The sequence below is a fragment of the Shewanella atlantica genome (assembly GCF_003966265.1).
Lineage (GTDB): Bacteria > Pseudomonadota > Gammaproteobacteria > Enterobacterales > Shewanellaceae > Shewanella > Shewanella atlantica.
Window position 1 is genome coordinate 219,145 of record NZ_RXNV01000004.1, and the last position, 19,250, is coordinate 238,394.

Consider the following 19,250-nt stretch of genomic DNA (forward strand, 5'->3'; position numbering starts at 1 on the left):
ATCTGGCTTTATCCACCTCTTGATAGTGCTGCTTTTAAAAGTGGCAGCGTGACCCACAGTTATAATGTTCTTCTACTTCTCTTTCAACGCCTAACTATGAGTTCTGAATTCCCCAGCGGCGACACTCAAAGCTTAAATTTCATATTGACGGTTGGCAGAACAGTCCCCTCCAAACTAGAGCAATAACTCCAGCTTACCACAAACAAACCAACTGTAAAAAAGCCCAACCTGGATCACAATTTGTGAGCAGCTAAAAGTTTTTTTGTGCATCCGCACAAAAATCATGTCGATATAATCGGTATTTCCGTGACCCGACACGAAGCCAGATTGTACATATCACAGGATAATGGCCCAAGCCTGAAATACCCTTGGGAAAAGCGTCTGTGTTGAACTTGATTCAATGTTCCACTCTTGCCCCGCATCATGGCTAATAACTAATAATACCCAATAACAGGGACACCCTATGAGCCAAGTTATCATTCTGTTGGCAGTGATTCTTTTCATTGTCATCGCTACTTCAAAATTCAAACTACATCCGTTTTTAACCTTAATTCTGGCGTCATTTATGACCGCCTTCGCCTACGGTCTGCCAAGCGCAAGTATCGCCAAAACCATCACCTCAGGTTTTGGTGGCATTCTGGGCTATATTGGTCTGGTCATCGTGCTAGGTACGATTATTGGTACGATTTTAGAAAAAAGTGGCGCCGCCATCACCATGGCTGATGTGGTGATTAAGGTGCTGGGAAAACGCTTCCCGACACTCACCATGTCTATCATCGGCTACCTGGTCTCTATCCCGGTATTTTGTGACTCGGGGTTTGTGATCCTCAACTCACTTAAACAATCGATGGCAAACCGCATGCAGGTATCTAGCGTCTCTATGAGTGTCGCGCTGGCAACCGGTTTGTATGCCACTCACACCTTCGTGCCTCCGACACCCGGCCCTATTGCAGCGGCAGGTAACTTAGGCCTGGAGTCAAACTTAGGCTTGGTTATCTTCGTCGGTGTCTTTGTTGCGGCCATTGCCGCGTTGGCAGGTACACTTTGGGCTAACCGCTTCGCAAATACCGAGCCCGATGGTGAAGGCGCTGAGGAACTTAAGAGTAATGTCGAAGACTTCGAAAAATTGAAGGAGACATACGGGGTACTACCGAGTGCTAAGCGTGCCTTTGCCCCAATCTTCATCCCTATTCTTCTCATCTGTCTGGGCTCAATCGCCAACTTCCCGACCTCGCCTTTGGGTGATGGCATCTTGTTCGATGTTCTGGCTTTCTTAGGCCAACCCGTTAATGCCTTGATGATTGGTCTGTTCCTGTCGCTTTCATTGCTTAAGAGTCATGATAAAGTCAAAGAGTTCAGCGAGCGCATCAGCCAGGGGCTTGTTGTTGCCGCTCCAATCCTGTTGATCACGGGTGCAGGTGGCGCATTCGGCGCAGTTCTTAAGGCAACAGATATTGGTACCTTCCTGGGCACCTCTCTGTCGGCACTGGGTATCGGTATCTTTATGCCATTCATCGTGGCGGCAGCGCTAAAATCGGCTCAGGGTTCATCAACCGTTGCACTGGTCGCGACCTCTGCGCTCGTCGCACCTATGTTAGGTGATATCGGCCTTGCCAGTGATATGGGGCGCGTACTGACTGTGATGGCTATCGGCGCGGGCGCGATGACGGTATCGCACGCCAATGACAGTTTCTTCTGGGTTGTGACTCAGTTCAGTCGCATGAGCGTTAAACAGGCATACAAGGCACAAACCATGGCTACACTCATTCAGGGTCTGACGGCCATGACATTAGTGTATATTCTAAGCTTGGTACTCCTGTAACTCGTTTATTAAACTTATATTAAACTAAAAGCTTAGTTTCTGAATGCCCATTACCGGTATTCAGAAACGGCTTACATACTCCCCACTTTTTCGATATCAATACAAAAGCTCGTGATAGGAACGCCAATGAAAATAGTTATCGCCCCCGATTCATTTAAAGAAAGCCTGAGTGCGATGGAAGTGGCCAATGAGATTGAACGCGGCTTCAGGTCGGTCATGCCCGACGCCGAATTCATCAAGGTGCCCGTTGCCGATGGTGGAGAGGGCACGGTACAATCTATGGTGGACGCGACACAGGGGGAGATCATCGAACTCGAGGTTACCGGCCCCTTGGGCAACCGGGTTAAAGCACACTATGGTATTCTGGGCAGTGGCGTATTAGGAAGTGGCATTCTGGATAGTGACAATTCAGATATCAGTACTTCAAACCGTAAGAGAACCGCCATTATAGAGATGGCCTCCGCTTCGGGTCTGCACCATGTCGGTGCCGAACACAGAGATCCAGAGATAACCACCAGCTATGGCACGGGAGAACTTATCTGTGATGCCCTCAACCGCGGCATTCAACGCATTTTAATCGGTTTAGGTGGCAGTGCCACTAACGACGGTGGTGCCGGTATGGCTCAGGCGCTGGGCATACATCTTCTGGACTCTGATAATAAGGTGCTTAGCGTGGGCGGCGCTGCACTGAGTAAACTTCACAGCATAGATCTCACCGACCGCCATCCCTTGATTGAACAGTGTGAATTTGAGGTCGCTTGCGATGTTAATAATCCACTGTGTGGCGACAAGGGAGCCACCACTGTTTTCGGCCCGCAAAAGGGCGCCACACCAGAGATGGTCGTCACTTTAGATAATGCACTGTCTCAATATGCAGATGTGATTGCACAGTCCGGCATAACCGACAGACGACACATTCCTGGGGCTGGCGCTGCCGGCGGCATGGGACTCGGCGTCATGGCTTTTCTTAATGCGTCACTCAAACCCGGTATCGACATCGTTATGCAAACCGTTAATCTGGATGAGAAGCTCCATGGCGCCGACTTAGTGATCACAGGTGAAGGACGACTCGATAGTCAAACCTTGCACGGTAAAACCCCTATGGGCGTCACCCGCGCAGCCAATGAACAAAATATCCCTGTCATCGCCATCGCAGGTTGTGTCAGTGATGATGCCAACGTGCTTCTGGAGCATGGCATAAAAGCCATATTCTCTATCACGCCCAGGGCCATGCCCTTAGAAGATGTGCTGGCCAATGCCAAACATAACCTGTACACCTGCTCTAGAAATATTGCGGCCCTGTACGCCATAAACTTGAAAGATTAACCGTAAATAATGCCCCTCCTCAATAAGAGGAATTCACTAACAATATTACTCCCCCTAGCAGAAGATGAAATGGATTTCACTTTTCCCCTTGATGCGCTATAAATCATAAAGTAAAGTGACTTCCCATTTTGGTATTCGGCATTCGATAGATACGTCTATAGAAAAGACACGCCAGGTAAGAGACGACACCCCGATGACAGCAAGACAAGCAAAAGCTTCCGAAGAGGCGTTACTGCGTATTTTCACTATCCCCGAAGCCCCGGGTTCAACCCTGAGCGTCATTGAACAAAATATCTCGCAAAACTTAATGGGATTCTTGCAAGAGAGCGTGGTTGCGGTCGAAAAGCCATTGACCGAGATCGAACGCGACTTTCAGGAACATCAGATCCCCGCAGCGCCTAAGTTTGTCTCTGATTATGCCGATGAGATGATGAAAACCTTAGTGGCGCACTCGGTGCACACCTCGGCCCCCAGCTTCATCGGCCATATGACCTCGGCGCTGCCCTATTTTGTTTTGCCCCTGTCCAAGATGATGGTGGGACTCAATCAAAACCTGGTTAAAATTGAAACCTCGAAGGCCTTTACGCCACTCGAGCGTCAGGTTTTGGGCATGATGCATCACCTCATTTATGATGAGAGTGAAGCGTTTTATAAAAGCTGGATGCACAGTGCAAACGTCTCCCTCGGCGCATTTTGCTCCGGCGGAACCGTGGCTAACATCACAGCGTTGTGGACCGCCCGTAACCAACTGTTAAAAGCCGATGGTGACTTTAAAGGCATCGCCGCACAAGGATTGATGAAGGGACTACGCCATTATGGTTACAACGATTTAGCCATTATGGTTTCCGAGCGTGGCCACTACTCTTTGAGTAAAACCGCCGATCTACTCGGCATTGGCCGGGAAAACATCATTCAGATCCCAACCACCAACGACAATCGGGTTGATGTGGATAAGATGCGTATCACGGCTAAGGCGCTAGAGCGTGACAATATCAAGGTCATGGCGATAGTGGGCGTAGCCGGCACGACAGAGACAGGTAACATCGACCCCTTAGATAAGCTGGCCACATTGGCTGAAGAACTGAACTGTCACTTCCATGTCGATGCGGCCTGGGGCGGCGCATCCTTGCTATCCAAGAAATACCGTCACCTGCTTAAAGGCATAGAACGCGCCGACTCAGTAACCATAGATGCCCATAAACAGATGTATGTGCCAATGGGCGCCGGCATGGTGATCTTTAAAGATCCGACCTTCGCCAACGCCATCAAGCATCACGCCGAATACATTCTTCGTAAAGGCTCTAAAGACTTAGGTAGCCAGACCCTGGAGGGATCTCGTCCGGGTATGGCGATGTTAGTTCATGCCTGCTTGCAGATCATCGGTCGAGACGGCTACGAGATACTGATCAATAACAGTCTGGAAAAAGCCCGTTACTTTGCCGAGTTAATCAAGACAACAGACAACTTTGAACTGGTATCAGAGCCAGAGCTGTGTCTGCTAACCTACCGCTATGTGCCACAGGCTGTACAAGAGGCTATGCAACAAGCGAGAGCCGATGGTGATATTGAGAGGTTATTGCAGTTTAATCGTCTGCTCGATGGATTAACTAAGTTTGTGCAGAAACGTCAGCGTGAGCAAGGCACCTCCTTCGTCTCCCGTACCCGTATTAATCCTGAAAACAACCATGACTTAGGTGTCGATCTGAAGTCTGTGGTATTTCGTGTCGTGCTGGCAAACCCGTTGACGACCGATGAAATTCTGCAGCAGGTACTCGTCGAACAGACGCAAATCGCCTCACAAGATAAGAAATTCCTGCCCCAGTTGTTGGAACTGGCAAAAACCTAATACACAGACAGCTCCCCTACAGGCACTCATCGACTTTAAAGTAAGATGATGTGCCTGTATAAAGCTTAGCTATACGGCATCTATTCGCCAATTCACGTCGTCCATTCATCTCTTTAACGTAAACTCATTTATGCTTTTCACACCACCACACAGTCAAGCCGGTTAATCGAAGAAAATTTGAGTTGCAGCCGATGCTAAAATATCTCGACTCTTTGGCAGAAGCCCCTTTACTAATCTCCCTTTCTACACATTCCGGATATTCAAAGCTCATCCTTCTAATGCGGTGTAAACCAAGCTCAACTACTTAAGCAATTGCTGCACAAAGTCCTATTACAACAATATGTTAACAATAAAGCCAGTATCACAATTACCCATCACACAAATAACAAGTTCACACATCACAGATACAGAACTCACTAATTGTGCAACCCGAAACAGATCGATAGAATCCACTGCTTTTTTTTATTTTCGCCAGTCAAAACTGTGGGGGCAGAAGACACAATGAAAATGACCATAAAGGTAAAACTCATTGCAACGGTTAGCGTTGCACTATTAGCTATCAGTGCTTTTTTTATCACTAACATGATAAACACCGAACTTGCGGTGCTCGAAGAGCAGGAAATAAATGTTACCGATAAAGTTGAAGAACTGGTCAACGATAAGCTTAAGGGTCAGGTAGACAGTATTACCCTATCTATATCCGGGCTGTATGAACAATCTAAAGTCACGAACATCAAATTGGCCTTACAAGCCGAGCTGACAACGTTCACCGACACTATCAAGAATATCTACAACAGCAGCGCCTCACATGAAGAAGCTAAAATAGCAATTTATGCCTTCATCAACGAATATCGATGGGATAATGGACGTTATATCTTCGCCTATGATGCCGACTCAATAGTGAATGTGGCCAATGGTGCTCATAAAAGCTACATAGGCAAAAATGAGAAAGATTCGACTGACAAGAAGGGCAATTATTACGGCCGTGATATTGTCAGTGCAGCGAAACGCCAGGAGGTTGGTTTTACCAGCTACTACTTCCTCAACGAGACATCGGGCAAGGTTGAGGAGAAGATCTCAGCCTCCTTCTATTTCAAGCCGATGAACCTGGTCGTTGCCACAGGTGAATATGTCAGCACCTTGAAGCAGGACAAAATCGACCAGGTACTTAAAAATATTACCGCCTCTAAGTACGGCAAGAATGGTTACTTCTGGATCCAGGACAATCAAGGGAAGATTCTAGCGCATCCTAAGCAGGAGGTCGTCGGCAAAACACTAAAGAGCACCAAGCAGTCTGTAGCCAGCCTCAGGGGTAAAGATGATGCGTTTGTACGCATGGAGTTTGAAAACCCGCAAACAGGTAAGACCGAGCAGAAGATTGGTTATGTGCGCCGCATTCTGCCCGAATGGGGATGGATTATCGGTACGGGTGCTTACCTGAGCGATGTCACCGAGATCCAGGAAGGCCTGACCAATGCTACCGAAGAGATTTTTACCGAGAAGGTCATTGAAAGCATAACCTTTGCCGCCGTGCTATTCATCTTTGCACTAGCTATATCAGTGTGGGTCGTCAGCCGCATCATCAAAGAGTTGGTGATACTTAAAGATAGAATCGATACCCTGTCGACCGGTGAAGCCGACCTGACCTCTCGTCTGGATATCCACTCTCATGATGAGGTGGGTGACATCAGCCAGTCGGTCAATAATTTCATCGGCTACCTGCAGTCTATGATGTTGGATATCTCTCAGGCCACGGTGCAGATCACCGATGATATCTTGCAGCTTAACGCACAATCTGAGCGCAATAACGTCGCCCTGAACACCCACTCGTCTGAGACCGAGCTGGCTGTTACCGCCATCACAGAGATGAGTTCAACTGCCGATACCGTGGCACAGAGCGCGGTTCAAACGGCATCGAACACACAAAGTGCTAACGAAGAAGCCATGGCTGCGAAAGAGATCGTCTCCGATGCTTCCAGCAGTGTAATGGCGTTAGTCAATGAGGTCGATGAAGCATCGACTCGCATCCACACCATGAATACCAATACTCAGCAGATTGTATCTGTGCTCGGCGTAATTGGTGGTATCGCCGATCAGACGAACTTGCTGGCGCTCAATGCGGCAATCGAGGCTGCCCGAGCCGGAGAACAGGGGCGTGGCTTCGCTGTGGTCGCCGATGAAGTGCGCACTCTTGCGGCGCGAACTCAGGACAGTACGGCAGAGATTGACACCATCTTATCCCGTTTAACTCAAGATGCGGCTAGCGCAGTTGAAGTTATGGATGCCACGAAGAGGAGTTGCCAGGAAGCGGCAGAGAAAACCTCAAGGGTCACCGAGAGTTTAGATATCATGTCTGACTCTGTGGTTCTGATTAACGACCTCAGTTCGCAGATCGCCACTGCATCCGAAGAGCAAAGCTCGGTTACCGAAGAGATCAACCGCAACATGTGTACGATTCAGGCAACGGTACAGGAGCTCTCGCAAAACGGTGTTGAAGCTGCTGAGAGTACTCAGAATCTGGCTGCGGCTAACGAGCAGCTCACCGCGCTCGTGAGTAAGTTTAAACTGGCCTAGCAGGGCTAAGCCCCTGTGCACTGATATCAGGGGTTTGAGCATATTCAGATGCTTAAGATAAAGAAAAGGAAGAGATTTGATCTCTTCCTTTTTACTTATCCGCCATTAATCCTCCGGACCAGACTCTAACTTAAGCACGGACAATGAATCCTGTTTTGCAGATGTCACCAGCAAATATTGGCCGTCTTTTGAGAGCTGAAGCGACGATATCCCCTGTAAAAAATTAGCAAGGATACTGTCATCAATGGCCAAGCTTGAAATGATCAGGTCAGTAGTAAGGAGTTTCGACTCAAGCCTTAACCGGCCGTCACTTTCTTTTCTCAACACGATGACACCGGTATCCGCCTCGCCGGCAACGAAAATACGGAGTCCATCCGGTGAGATAGCCAAACTGCCGGCACCTTTCAACCCACCGCCGAGTTGCTCATTGGTTAGAGTCTGAAACAGGGCATACTTTGCCGTTTCTCCGCCGATTTTATCTCTTTTAAATACCACTATAGCGTCACTGCCAGCGCAGGCGACATAGATGTAATGACCACCGGGCGAAAACTTAACGACTTGTGGGTTAACCAACTGAGGGATCCCCGTATCCCCTCCTCTCAACGTCTGACTTAACTCCAGATCACCATCCGTTGTGCGGTTATATAGTGTCAGCATATGTTCATCAAAACCTGTGACAGCAAGCAAGGTGTTATCACCAGACAAGGCCAGGCCAACGGCGCCACCTAACCCAAGCTCCCCTCCCTCGACGCGATTAACAAGCACACTGTCATCTGAATGATTATCGCCCCCTGATACGCCGGGCTCTGATGCGTCAAAGACTGATGTTTCAAATACTGAGAGCGCATTACTCTTATAGCTGGCAATAAATAGCTGTTGACCATCATCAGATACGACCACATCCCAGGCCCCTAATAACCCCAGGGTATCTAAAGCCCCAAGGGGCTCAGTACTGTTAAAGATACGTTCAATACTCAGCCCGTCACTCACCCTGCGCTTGAACCTATATTCATTATCTTCATCGCGCTCGAACACCACCAGCGCACTATCATAAAAGCTGGCGACAAAAAACTTGTTACTGCCGGGGAGAAAAGCGATCTGCGAAGCACCTTCCAGACCGCTAACACCATGGGTATTGTTTTTAAATACCCGATTAAAGCTCAGGCTGAAATCATCATTAATGTCGAAGATAGCCAGTGAATTATCGTCTCCACTGGCAACGACGGCATAAGTGCCATCTGGGGAAATTTTTACAGCCCTTGGGTTATCCAGCCCGTCGACGCCCGCCTCGTTATCAGTCAATACCTGCATAACTGTCACAGCCGTAGTCGTAGCTATAGTCGCAGTGAGCTTGTTATCTGAACTTGCTTCGCGGGGAGCAGCACAACCCAGGAGTGAGGCGCACGCCAGCAAAGCCGACAGGCGAAGTATTAACTTTACTGATGGCATAAACCCATCTCCTTTCAGATAGTTTCACAATCGATTCTATTCATTATTAGTCAATAACGCCCAAAGGGCTCTGTTACCCGATAAATCGATGAGATAATTCCGGCGAAGTGAGCATACACCTCAGTTTCGACTGCCATACTCGCCTTCCATCAACTCGATGTAGTCATGCATCTCCTGGCCGGGCGTAAGACTGAAATGACGCCCCAAAGGAGTCAAGCAGGCTATCCGGTCTACCCTGAAGTTTCGAAAATCGTTGCGCAACTCGCACCAGGCAAGCAGGGTCCACATTCCTTTCCAAAAATAGATAGCCAGAGGGCGTAACTCACGCCGGGTCACCGCCTCTTTAGCATCTTTATAATCCATCTGCAGGTACTCCCGCTCTCTGGAGGTTTTGCGAAGCAGATCCAAGAATTTAAATTCATCACTGTCGATATAGAAGTCGGGGGCAAACATCAAAGATTGGTATTCCTGCAAACGCGTCGGCAACACGGCCTCCACTTTAATCATCGCTTGTCTGGCTGCGCTGGCTAACTCTTTTCCGCCCCGCGCCTGCACCATACGCATCCCGACTTGTATCGCTTCGAGCTCGATCTCATTAAACATCAAAGGTGGAACACTCACCTCTTGGCGCAACAGATATCCCACACCCGCCTCCCCTTCGATGGGAATACCGCTCAGACACAAGTCTTGTACGTCACGGTAAATGGTCCGTGTCGAGACCTCTAATCGCTCTGCCAACTCCTTGGCAGTCGTGAGCCTTCGATGTCTTAAGATTTGTACGATTTGAAATAATCTATCGGCGCGGCGCATTGTCATCCTTTAGGGGCACTTAAAGCGCTCTCATCTTCCCAAACAAGAGAGCCAAGTTCAATCTGAGATTAAACCTGGCTCATAGCTTTGGTTATTTATAGAAAAATATGACTAGCCTATAATACCGATGTAAATATCCACTCCAGTGGTATCCGGGTAAACTTCATAATCGGTCAGATAACTACGTTGATGCCGACACTCGGGTGAGCTGAAGTATCGCCAGATTTCTGTCCATTGCTCAACCACACAATCCGGCATTTTCCCACTGCCGCTGAACTTCAGATAATCCCCTTCGGCTAAGCGGATATCACACATATCATCCGGTTCCGCCAGGGTTCCAACCAGCACAGAATAATCTCCATTCATATCAGACTGATAATCATGGTAGACGCCATACATAGGCTTACCTTGTGTTAAATGGCCGTTATTCTCGGCAAAGTACTGCTGCCATAACGGGCCAATTTTGGCGGTTTCAGCTTCTGTTTCTGCAGCATTATTGGTCCGGGTGATGAGCCCTGATAGCCCCTGGGCGCTTTTGTGAATACGTTCCATCGATTATGTTTCCCTGTTTGTTGTGACTAAGACTCTTACATACTCATGTAAATCAGCGTTAGCCAAGCTTAGACCACAATCCCACCTTATTGCCTTCGCTGTCGATAAAGATACTCATAAAGCCACACTCCCCCCCTTTAATCGGGGTTACGGGCAGTAGCACATTAACCTCAGCCATATGGAGCTTCTCAACCAGTGGAGTCAACTTATCGCTGAGATGCAGATAAAGAAGGCTGCCGTCGGTGCCGGGCTTCATCATCTCATGCTTAACTAAGCCAATACTGGCCGCTTCCCTCTCTTCGGTTTCCAATATGGCCATCTCCATGCCATCCATGGTCTCGCGAGAAAAACTCACATTAAAATGGGTCTCGTAGAAATTGACGGCGCGGTCCATATTGTCGACGGCTATCTCGCCCCAGACCAAAGGTGCTTGTTGTAACATAATGCTCTCCTTGTTGAATGAATAACTCACCAACAAGAATACGCGCGCCCTACTGACAGCATAGTGTCAGTAGGGTTTCAAAATAGTAAGTCGGTAGAAACTAAGTCAAATAACAAAAATTATGCTAATGAGATGGATGCTCCCTGATACTGCGTCAATGCGTCATTACTGACTTTGTAGTGCCTTTCATTTACTTACCCAGCTGGACCCAGGCTCTAATATTTTCACGAACTTCAGGCAGTGGGCGCACGCCCGGTTCTAGGATTACATCATGAAATGCAGCAATATCAAATGCATCGCCCATAATATCATTCGCTCGCTTGCGTTCGGACAAGATCAGATCAGCACCAAGCATATAGCTAAGCGATTGACCTGGCATGGCAATATAGCGGTCGACTTCAATTTCAACCTCGGTACGAGACATCACCGTATTGTCCAACATGAATCGAATAGCATCCTCACGCGACCAAGATCGCAAGTGAAGGCCGGGCTCAACAATGAGACGACTCGCGGTCCAAAGATGTTTGGTGATCATGCCTTGTCTGTCGTACGTTGAGGAGTAGAGATTCATTTCATCGGCCAGATATTCAGAGTAGAGTGCCCAACCTTCAAGAATACCGGCATTATAACCCTTGGATGGATTATCCCGGGGGTATGTCAACCATAAGTGGTGCCCGGGTATACCTTCATGAAAAGCGATCACCTCAGCCATTAGCCGCCGCTCATGAGGTCTCGATGAATTGATGATATAGCGGGCTGGCGCATTGCCTTGTGCCCTACCGTAATAACCTGCTGGAGCGGAAGCTTGCATGTATTTCGGCATTTCACTGACAATAAATTCTTTTTCCGTTCGTTTCGAAAATGACAACAAGCTTTTATTTTGCGCTCGGGCCAGCGCCATCTCTGAGATGGAAATCAACTCTTTAGCTGTAGTTTGATTAGCCACTGTTTGATTACGCAGATCTGTGAGAATGCTTGCTACCGTATCGCCTTTATTTCCAGTCGCCAGCAATTGAGTGCGTGACTCATTGAGGAATCGCCTACCGACCTCTTCAATTTCATCCTGAGATAGGCTTAGGCTGGTCCACCAGCTCACTGCATCTAAGAAGCATTTGTCCCCCCCTTTTAGCTTAGAAAGTCCTGGTTCCATAACAGTTACAGGAAGATATTCGTTATGAAGAAACTTCTCAAATGCTGAAACTGCCGGCGCAATATTTTCTGTTATCAGCGCATTCCATTGTTGCGCATTTTTATGTTTTACATTCTTGAAGGTGTATTTAGAATTCTCACTGGTGAGAGCAGACAAAAGATCGTGAACTTGTTGCTGAACACGAACAGCTACCGCACGCGGCGCAGTCTCTTCAGAGGCGATGCCTAAGCGTAACCTCTCTATAGCCAGCGTTAATGCTTCGGGGGTTTCAGACCAGGTAGTGATAGCCTCACTGGCGGCATCGGGTCCGGTCGTTATGGTGTTTTGCCACTGCCTGGGCCACTTAACTTGCCAACCGATAACCTGATTAAGGTAACGTAAATCTGTATTGCAGCTTTTAAGCGCTTGCGCGGCAAAACCACTATCCGCTACAAGTTGCTTACCCTGTACACTTGTACAAAACATGATAAGTAAAGCCATTAAACAGCTTAAAAATCCCTTCACTTGCATACATCCTCTTGTATTCACCAGCGGCCTGCTAATCATTGAGCCAAATGCTGGCAGACGGTTTTAGTTGTAGTGAAAGATAGCACCAATTTAAAGCAGCATTTACCGGGCCGGCTCAACGACACTGGCCTCTGGGAGCGCCGGGGACTTGACTAACATATGCACTCCCAACCAGGCGAACCACAGGATCTGGCCTAAGCCAAAAACCTCTGTCAGTATCTCGGCTGGATAGATAGTGAGAATACCGGCCAGACCAACAAACACGCCAAGGTAGTTAAGCATCTTAGGAAACTCATTGGCTCTTAGTGCCGCAATACTCAACAGGAGTACCCAGAGCCCGCCAACAATTTCATTTCCGCCACCCAGAGCCTCGACCAGCGTGTTAATGACCAACCAGATAGTCATAGCTTGTTTCGGATCATCAGCAGAGATCTCAATCGCCACTCCTAAGCCGATATTTGCGATCATTCCACTGGCAATTACTAAACCCACCCAAACGATGCCAAATATCGAAGCTAGCTGTGAAAGCGCCGGGGCCTTGTCTTTAACCCGTTGATACAGCGCTAAGACCAGTACAGCCAGAAAAATTCCAAATAGAACGTACATAGCCAGATTAAGCAGAGACAGGATAAGTTGGTTTTCAGCCAGAAAAGTAAACTGTTGTACTGCATTCGCATCCGCGGGAAATTCCCATACCGCACCAAAAAACACAAAAGCCGATATATAAATAGCAGCCTCGAAAAGTGCTGCAACGCCCCCTATCTTCTGTAGGCTATTCATCACTCAATTTCCTTATGATTTGAAAACCTATCTAAGCTAACACTTATTTATGTTTTACACCTTTATCTATATGTAACAAAACCTAATGCCTCAAGTCCCGGTGACTCTAGCCCTATTTCGGCGAATAAAACTCCTGCTTTGAACCATCAACAGAGTAACAAGCGGCGAACCTTTCTATTAAACGTTTATTCTTCCTATACTCAATAGTGATTGGGTTATGTCATAACCCTGTAGGGAGTGCGCTATGGGTAAATTACTTTTTCTGTTTATTACCCTTATCATATTCGGACAACAGAGCATTGCGGCATTACCCGCGGGTGACTCCGAAAAATATCTCCGCGCCAGAGAGAAGATGGTGCAAAATCAGCTCAGCACACGCGACATTACAGACAAGAGAGTGCTGGCGGCAATGAAAGCAATTCCCAGACACCTCTTTGTACCGGACCTACTGGTTTTCAAAGCCTATACTGACTCCCCCCTGCCGATCGGTGAAGGACAGACCATTTCACAACCCTATATTGTTGCCCTGATGACAGAACTACTCGAACTCACCGGCAGTGAAAGAGTGCTCGAGATTGGCACCGGCTCAGGATACCAGGCGGCGGTACTTTCCCAAGTCGCCAAAGAGGTGTTCACCATCGAGATCAAGGAGAAACTCTGCACTAAGGCCGGCAAGCTTCTGGACTCACAAGGTTATGCAAATGTTGAGTCCCGCTGCGGCGACGGCTACTTCGGCTGGAATAAGGAGGCGCCCTTCGATGCTATTATGATCACCGCCGCCGTGGATCACGTCCCTCCGCCCCTTCTGGCGCAACTCAAAGACGGAGGGCGACTGGTGCTTCCCCTGGGAAATCCCTTCAGCTATCAGAACCTGGTGCTGGTCACCAGAAAGGGGGATGACTATAGGGTTTGGCAGATATCCGGCGTGCTCTTTGTTCCCATGACCGGACATGCATTGAAGGACTCCGGGGAAAAGTAATGCTTCTCGCGGCCGTCTTCCTTGTATCCCTCTACTCTCTCGCCTTCGAGGTACTTCTGGCAAGGATCTTCTCGATCAGCCAGTGGAACCACCTCTCTTTTATGGTGATCAGCATAGCGCTTTTCGGCTTTGCCGCCAGCGGCACATTGTTGAGCATTCTCGATTCAAGAAAGAAAGAGTGGATAAATCGCTTTGCCGCAGCGGAATCGACATCGACTTTAGTGCTTCTCTACAGCTGCTCTACACTTATCTCCTTTATTATTCTAAACAAGCTCCCTCTTGACTACTTCAGGCTTTCACTGGAGTCGATTCAGGCCTTTTACCTGTTTATCAGCTATACGCTTCTGGCTATTCCATTTTTTTTCGCAGGTTTTATTGTGCTGGCAGCTTATCTGCAGCAGCCGGAAAAAACTGGCATAACCTACTTTGCCAGTATGGCTGGCTCGGCTCTGGGTGCAGTTATCCCTTCTCTGTTTCTGCCTTTTATCGGAGAGGGAAAACTCGTTATAATCCTTGCGCTACTCCCTTTGTGTTATCTGGCTGCTGCCGCTGTTATAAAGAGTAAAAAAAATATCGGGCGCCGCTCTCGAATCCGGACTATGATTTTCCCCCTGATAAGTGTCTGCGCTATTGGACTGGCTGCGGCTCTGCTTCTCACCCCATGGGGAGACGCACTGGTATCTGTCACCCCTTCACCCTATAAATCACTCAGCCAGCTTCTGCAGTTTCCCCACTCGGCTGTCAACTCGTCGGTGAGCAGCGTAACCGGCAGAATAGAAACCGCAACCAGCCCCTATATCCGTTACGCACCGGGACTCAGCCTCAAATACCAGGGGAGCCAGCCGGTGCAGAGATCTATTTTCCGTGACGGAGACGAACAGCTGGTTCTTTATGGAGAAGAGGGCAAGCCAGAGACGTTCGGGTTTGCGGATTTCACCTTACCGACGGTAGGCTACAAGCTTGTAACGGCCCCCAAAAGCGCACTTCTGATCCTGAAGGGCGGAGGAACAAGCATACCTGCAGCCCTTGCCGCCGGAGTCCCGGAACTATCCGTTATTCATGAGAGCCCAAATATAGCCCGAGCCTTAGGGGAGCATTACAAGCTGCCCACAATAGCCGAGAACCCTCGCATATTTCTCAAACAATCCCAGAGAAAATACGACATCATCCATCTGGAAAACTGGGGGACATCCCTCCCCGGCTCGGCGGCGCTCAGCCAGGAGTATCTTTTCACCACGCAGGCCTTCGAGGGGTATCTGGACCACCTTTCGGAAAAGGGGCTAATCATTATTTCGCGCAAACTCCTTCTTCCTCCTTCCGATTCGATCCGTCTTTTTTCCACGGCAATGCAGGTTCTGCGGGATCGCGGCGAAGAAAATCCGCAGCATCACCTCGTTCTATTAAGAAACTGGGGGATCTTCACACTGATCATCGGCAAAAATCCTATTCAAGATAGAGATATTCCGATCAACTTTGCTGAAAAGCTAAATTTCGATATTGTCTATATCCGGGATATGCAGGCTTCCCTTGCCAATCGCTTCAATATTTCCGAGCTCCCCCATCATTACCTTGCCGTCGATCGGCTGACCCGGCATTACAGTGAAAAAAGAGAAAACCAATTTTTCGAGGGTTATCTGCTGGATACGGCACCCCAGGATGACGACCGGCCATTTCCCGGCCGCTATATCAAGTGGGACAGGTTGGGGGATCTATACCGGAGCATGGGAAGCCGACCCTATTCGATGCTTCTTTCAGGCGAGGTCGTCGTTGCCGTGGTCTTTTTCGAGGCACTGGTCGTCGCGGCCCTGTTGTTACTTCTGCCCAGACTCCTGAACAAAGGGAAAAAAGAGAAGGTTCCTGTAGCACAGAAGCTCTATTTCTTCTCCATCGGGGCGGGCTTTATGTTCGTGGAGATCTATTTTATCAAGGCCTATATCCTGCTTTTCTCCAACCCAGTGGTCAGCTTTACCCTCGTACTGGCCGGTATTTTACTCTCTTCCGGGATCGGTGGGTGGTGGTCTCAGAAAATGGGGAGAAATGCCGTTATCTACTCTCTTGCGGGTCTATGTCCGATGCTCCTTGGGATTGTTATCTTTATGGAGCAGATCCTCGATTACCTTCTGGGCTTACCGGAAATCCTTCGCTATCTATCTGCCCTACTTTTACTGCTTTTACCGGGCATCTTAATGGGAGTGCCGTTCGCCCTTGGGATGCGCAGTCTACTCACAACACCTCTTCAGCGGGCCTACGCCTGGGCGATGAACGGATGTGCCTCGGTGCTCACCTCCATTGCCGCGGCCGGACTTGCCCTTAGTTCAGGCATCCCATCCATTATGCTGTGCGCGGCGGCATTTTACCTGTTGGCGGCACTTTGTTCGAAAAATGCCAGAAGCGGGAAGAGTCAAGCTGTTAGAATCACTTGAGACTGTAATTTCGCAACCAAACATCTTTATGAAGTTCATATTTCAGCCACTCCTCACCCGACTCAGTGAAACTCGAATCAAGTTGCATGCCCAGCTTCTGAATCAACAGGTGGGACGCCTGGTTATCCTTCATGGCTCTGGCGATGACCCTGTCGACGCCATAGCGATTAAATGCTAACTCCAATGCAGCTTTTGCTGACTCGAACGCATAGCCCCGATGCCAGAATCTTTGCATCAATCTAAAACCGATATCCACCTCACCGGTTTCAGTTGACCGTCTAAGCCCACAAAAGCCAATATATTCATTGGAACTTTTCAGATAAACAGACCAACGACCAAAGCCAAACTTTTCATATTGTTCATAGTTCCGAATAAACCTACATACTTCGATGTGATTTTTAAACGGCTTATCCCCTGTATATTTAAGCACTTGCGGGTCAAGGTTCAGGTCAAAAAAACCGGCAACATCACCTAAAGAAAACCGTCTGAGCACTAGTCGCTCGGTTTCAGTTTCTATTTTTGATTCTTCAGTTTTCGCTTCCATCCCCTCTCCTTGTGAGCCAGTTATGAGTATTCTGGCCTTTGCCCATAGTCATAGGTAACGGCAGCCGCTGACAAAATTCTTATAAAAATATTGATCTTCATTTGACCCGTCTATAGGTTCAAGCTTGATATTAGTTCTTCGACAGGCAACTGGTGACTAGGCCTCAGGGGCGAGGCCGCATTCGTCTACGAAGGGACGACGTTGAATACCATTCTTTTTTCAACGCCTTATAAGCTCACTTACCAATATTCAGGGTTATTCAATGCCTCTACGCAATAGGAGTTGCCGATAATGGGTTCAAACGCTTCTCCCACCAATGATTGACCCAGCCATCCTTCCGGGTAAGTCATCTTTAAGGGGGCCTTAGCTAATTTCTCACTAATGGGATTAAAACCGACTTTGGAGTAGAAATTAGGATCTCCATAGGTAAAGACGAGCCCAACACCATGTTCTTTTAGCTGATTAATGCCAAATCGAATCAGTTTCTGGCCAACCCCCTTTCCTTGATAGCCGGTGTGTATGGCTACCGGAGAGAGAAGAAAAGCATTGATCCCACTTTCAAATACCAATCTGGTAAAGACGATACTACCTACGATCTGCTCATCTTCGATAGCAATGAAGCCATAAAGGTCCTGAGGATCAGTTTCCGTCAATAACTGATAGGCTAAGCTTCCTATCAACAAACCTTCAGACTCACCTTCTGAGTCTGAAAATACTTGAGTGAACAGCTGCTTAATTTCTGCAATATGACTTGGGCTATATGTTAAAAGCTTCATTTATTGACCTTTATGTTCCTTAAGCCTTGCAGATGTACTCTCGCGTCTCTGCGATAGGTAAGTACATCTGTTCATAGACAACACCTGGCCCAGTGACAGTCAAAGAACCAGATTTGCAATCAACCGCAATGGGAGCCTTTAATGCCCGGATTGACCTTCGCGAAGAAGTGTAAACCCGTCAGATTAACGAGGTCTCCATCTTGACGTCTTTGCTATGCTTGATTATCAATGGTTAAAATGGTGTAGCTGAGACTCATTTACCTACGAGGTAAATATCCACGACCGTCTTTAGATAAATTACTCACGCCCAGAGAGCCGTCATTTAGCGCGCTGCCATAATTATCCCGGCAGTGAGTACAAGGACTCATTTTGTTCACTAAGCGGCCTTTTTTAGTATACTTCCTCACGTATGCATGTGAAATCTCTACATTACCTCGATGTAATCCGATAGCATCACCGAGTTTATGCTTCAAATCTGTTACAGCTGCATCTTCAGCACACATATTGTCATTTGCACGGCCCCACCCTATGACTTCCTTCCCTGAATCGTGATTTAAATATCTAGCCGCTGCCCAGGGGCCACTGTGGTTACCCGTTGGCTTACCATCAGGGAAATTAGAGGGCTTATTTGCCAACTGGTAGGCGATAAGCTCAAGCGGATCTATCGGGGCTCTATCGCAATTTGTGTCCTGAGCCAAGGTGCTCTGTTTAGTCACAAAATAATTATGATTGTAGCTGATTTTCAAATCGCGACAGTGGTGTGTCCCTTCGATTTTATTTATTGATGCTATCTCCGCTACGGCGCCGCTACAGCCGAGTATTTTGTCACCCACATTAAGGTTCCCGGCCTTCACCCATTCCTCAGCAATAAGAAAAAAAGGGTGCTCTTCTACGGCAAACATAGAGGTTTTTAAATCACCAATAGCATATTCAATCTCTAACATCTCTTGATCAACACTTCCAAATATTAGTTCAATAGGGCTAACTTAAAATCCTTAAAATAGAAGCGCTATCGCTATCCATCATTTGCTACGCATACTGGCCTGGCAACAGGCTAAAAAATTGCTTGGCTATAGTAACCAACACAGTCAGCAGAACCAAACTTTTTAGACCATGTTGGTTTGCTTGTTTTCTTACGGACTTGCTACTCGAACGAGCTTTTAAAGTCGTCAATTAATTAAAAGGTATATAAAAATAAATGACTAAACGACATAACCACCGCCTTGCGCGAATAGCCATTCATCCAACATGAAAACGGCCTTTTGACCGT

The 19,250-nt window shown here is 47.9% G+C and carries 15 protein-coding genes; 6 read left to right on the top strand and 9 right to left on the bottom strand.

Going from position 1 to position 19,250, the window contains the following annotated elements:
* Window positions 1–463 precede the first annotated feature (463 nt).
* From EKG39_RS12230 to EKG39_RS12245, 4 genes are all read left to right on the top strand, one after another.
* Entirely contained in the window at window positions 464–1,822 is a 1,359-nt protein-coding gene (locus tag EKG39_RS12230; RefSeq protein WP_126506027.1) for a GntP family permease, read from the top strand.
* A gap of 126 nt (window positions 1,823–1,948) precedes the next feature.
* Window positions 1,949–3,148 carry a glycerate kinase gene (locus tag EKG39_RS12235; protein ID WP_126506028.1) on the top strand — a complete coding sequence of 400 codons (1,200 nt, stop codon included), beginning with the start codon at window positions 1,949–1,951 and terminating at the stop codon, window positions 3,146–3,148.
* 193 nt (window positions 3,149–3,341) lie between these two features.
* Complete coding sequence (panP, locus tag EKG39_RS12240) at window positions 3,342–4,994, top strand: pyridoxal-dependent aspartate 1-decarboxylase PanP (protein ID WP_126506029.1); 1,653 nt, start codon at window positions 3,342–3,344, stop codon at window positions 4,992–4,994.
* A 501-nt stretch (window positions 4,995–5,495) separates the two neighbouring features.
* Entirely contained in the window at window positions 5,496–7,568 is a 2,073-nt protein-coding gene (locus tag EKG39_RS12245; RefSeq protein ID WP_126506030.1) for a methyl-accepting chemotaxis protein, read from the top strand.
* 105 nt (window positions 7,569–7,673) lie between these two features.
* On the opposite strand, the gene EKG39_RS12250 is transcribed toward EKG39_RS12245, so the two are convergent.
* From EKG39_RS12250 to EKG39_RS12275, 6 genes are all read right to left on the bottom strand, one after another.
* Window positions 7,674–9,017, bottom strand: coding sequence for a beta-propeller fold lactonase family protein (locus EKG39_RS12250; RefSeq protein ID WP_126506031.1), 1,344 nt, complete (start codon window positions 9,015–9,017; stop codon window positions 7,674–7,676).
* A 120-nt stretch (window positions 9,018–9,137) separates the two neighbouring features.
* A complete protein-coding gene (locus EKG39_RS12255) occupies window positions 9,138–9,827 on the bottom strand; it encodes a helix-turn-helix transcriptional regulator (RefSeq protein ID WP_126506032.1) in 690 nt (229 codons plus the stop codon).
* A gap of 111 nt (window positions 9,828–9,938) precedes the next feature.
* Complete coding sequence (locus EKG39_RS12260) at window positions 9,939–10,379, bottom strand: GyrI-like domain-containing protein (RefSeq protein WP_126506033.1); 441 nt, start codon at window positions 10,377–10,379, stop codon at window positions 9,939–9,941.
* Window positions 10,380–10,437: 58 nt separating this feature from the next.
* Window positions 10,438–10,821, bottom strand: a complete 384-nt coding sequence (locus EKG39_RS12265; RefSeq protein WP_126506034.1) for a VOC family protein — start codon at window positions 10,819–10,821, stop codon at window positions 10,438–10,440.
* 190 nt (window positions 10,822–11,011) lie between these two features.
* Window positions 11,012–12,475 (bottom strand): DUF885 domain-containing protein, encoded by a 1,464-nt coding sequence (locus tag EKG39_RS12270; protein ID WP_185817588.1) that lies wholly within the window; start codon window positions 12,473–12,475, stop codon window positions 11,012–11,014.
* A 105-nt stretch (window positions 12,476–12,580) separates the two neighbouring features.
* Window positions 12,581–13,258: a DUF4386 family protein gene (locus EKG39_RS12275; RefSeq protein WP_126506036.1), complete on the bottom strand. Its 678-nt coding sequence runs from the start codon at window positions 13,256–13,258 to the stop codon at window positions 12,581–12,583.
* Between the two features lie 244 nt (window positions 13,259–13,502).
* Here EKG39_RS12275 and EKG39_RS12280 point away from each other — a divergent pair, with 244 nt between their 5' ends.
* Entirely contained in the window at window positions 13,503–14,237 is a 735-nt protein-coding gene (locus tag EKG39_RS12280) for a protein-L-isoaspartate(D-aspartate) O-methyltransferase (protein ID WP_126506037.1), read from the top strand.
* A complete protein-coding gene (locus EKG39_RS12285) occupies window positions 14,237–16,660 on the top strand; it encodes a spermidine synthase family protein (protein ID WP_126506038.1) in 2,424 nt (807 codons plus the stop codon). Before EKG39_RS12280 ends, EKG39_RS12285 begins: the two co-directional genes overlap by 1 nt.
* Here EKG39_RS12285 and EKG39_RS12290 read toward each other — a convergent pair.
* The 3 genes from EKG39_RS12290 to EKG39_RS12300 form a co-directional block, all read right to left on the bottom strand.
* The gene (locus tag EKG39_RS12290; protein WP_126506039.1) at window positions 16,653–17,204 is read right to left on the bottom strand and encodes a GNAT family N-acetyltransferase; all 552 of its coding nucleotides are present in this window, start codon (window positions 17,202–17,204) and stop codon (window positions 16,653–16,655) included. The genes EKG39_RS12285 and EKG39_RS12290 overlap by 8 nt on opposite strands.
* A gap of 239 nt (window positions 17,205–17,443) precedes the next feature.
* Window positions 17,444–17,980, bottom strand: coding sequence for a GNAT family N-acetyltransferase (locus EKG39_RS12295; RefSeq protein WP_126506040.1), 537 nt, complete (start codon window positions 17,978–17,980; stop codon window positions 17,444–17,446).
* Window positions 17,981–18,237: 257 nt separating this feature from the next.
* Window positions 18,238–18,924: a polymorphic toxin-type HINT domain-containing protein gene (locus tag EKG39_RS12300; RefSeq protein ID WP_126506041.1), complete on the bottom strand. Its 687-nt coding sequence runs from the start codon at window positions 18,922–18,924 to the stop codon at window positions 18,238–18,240.
* Window positions 18,925–19,250: the final 326 nt, after the last annotated feature.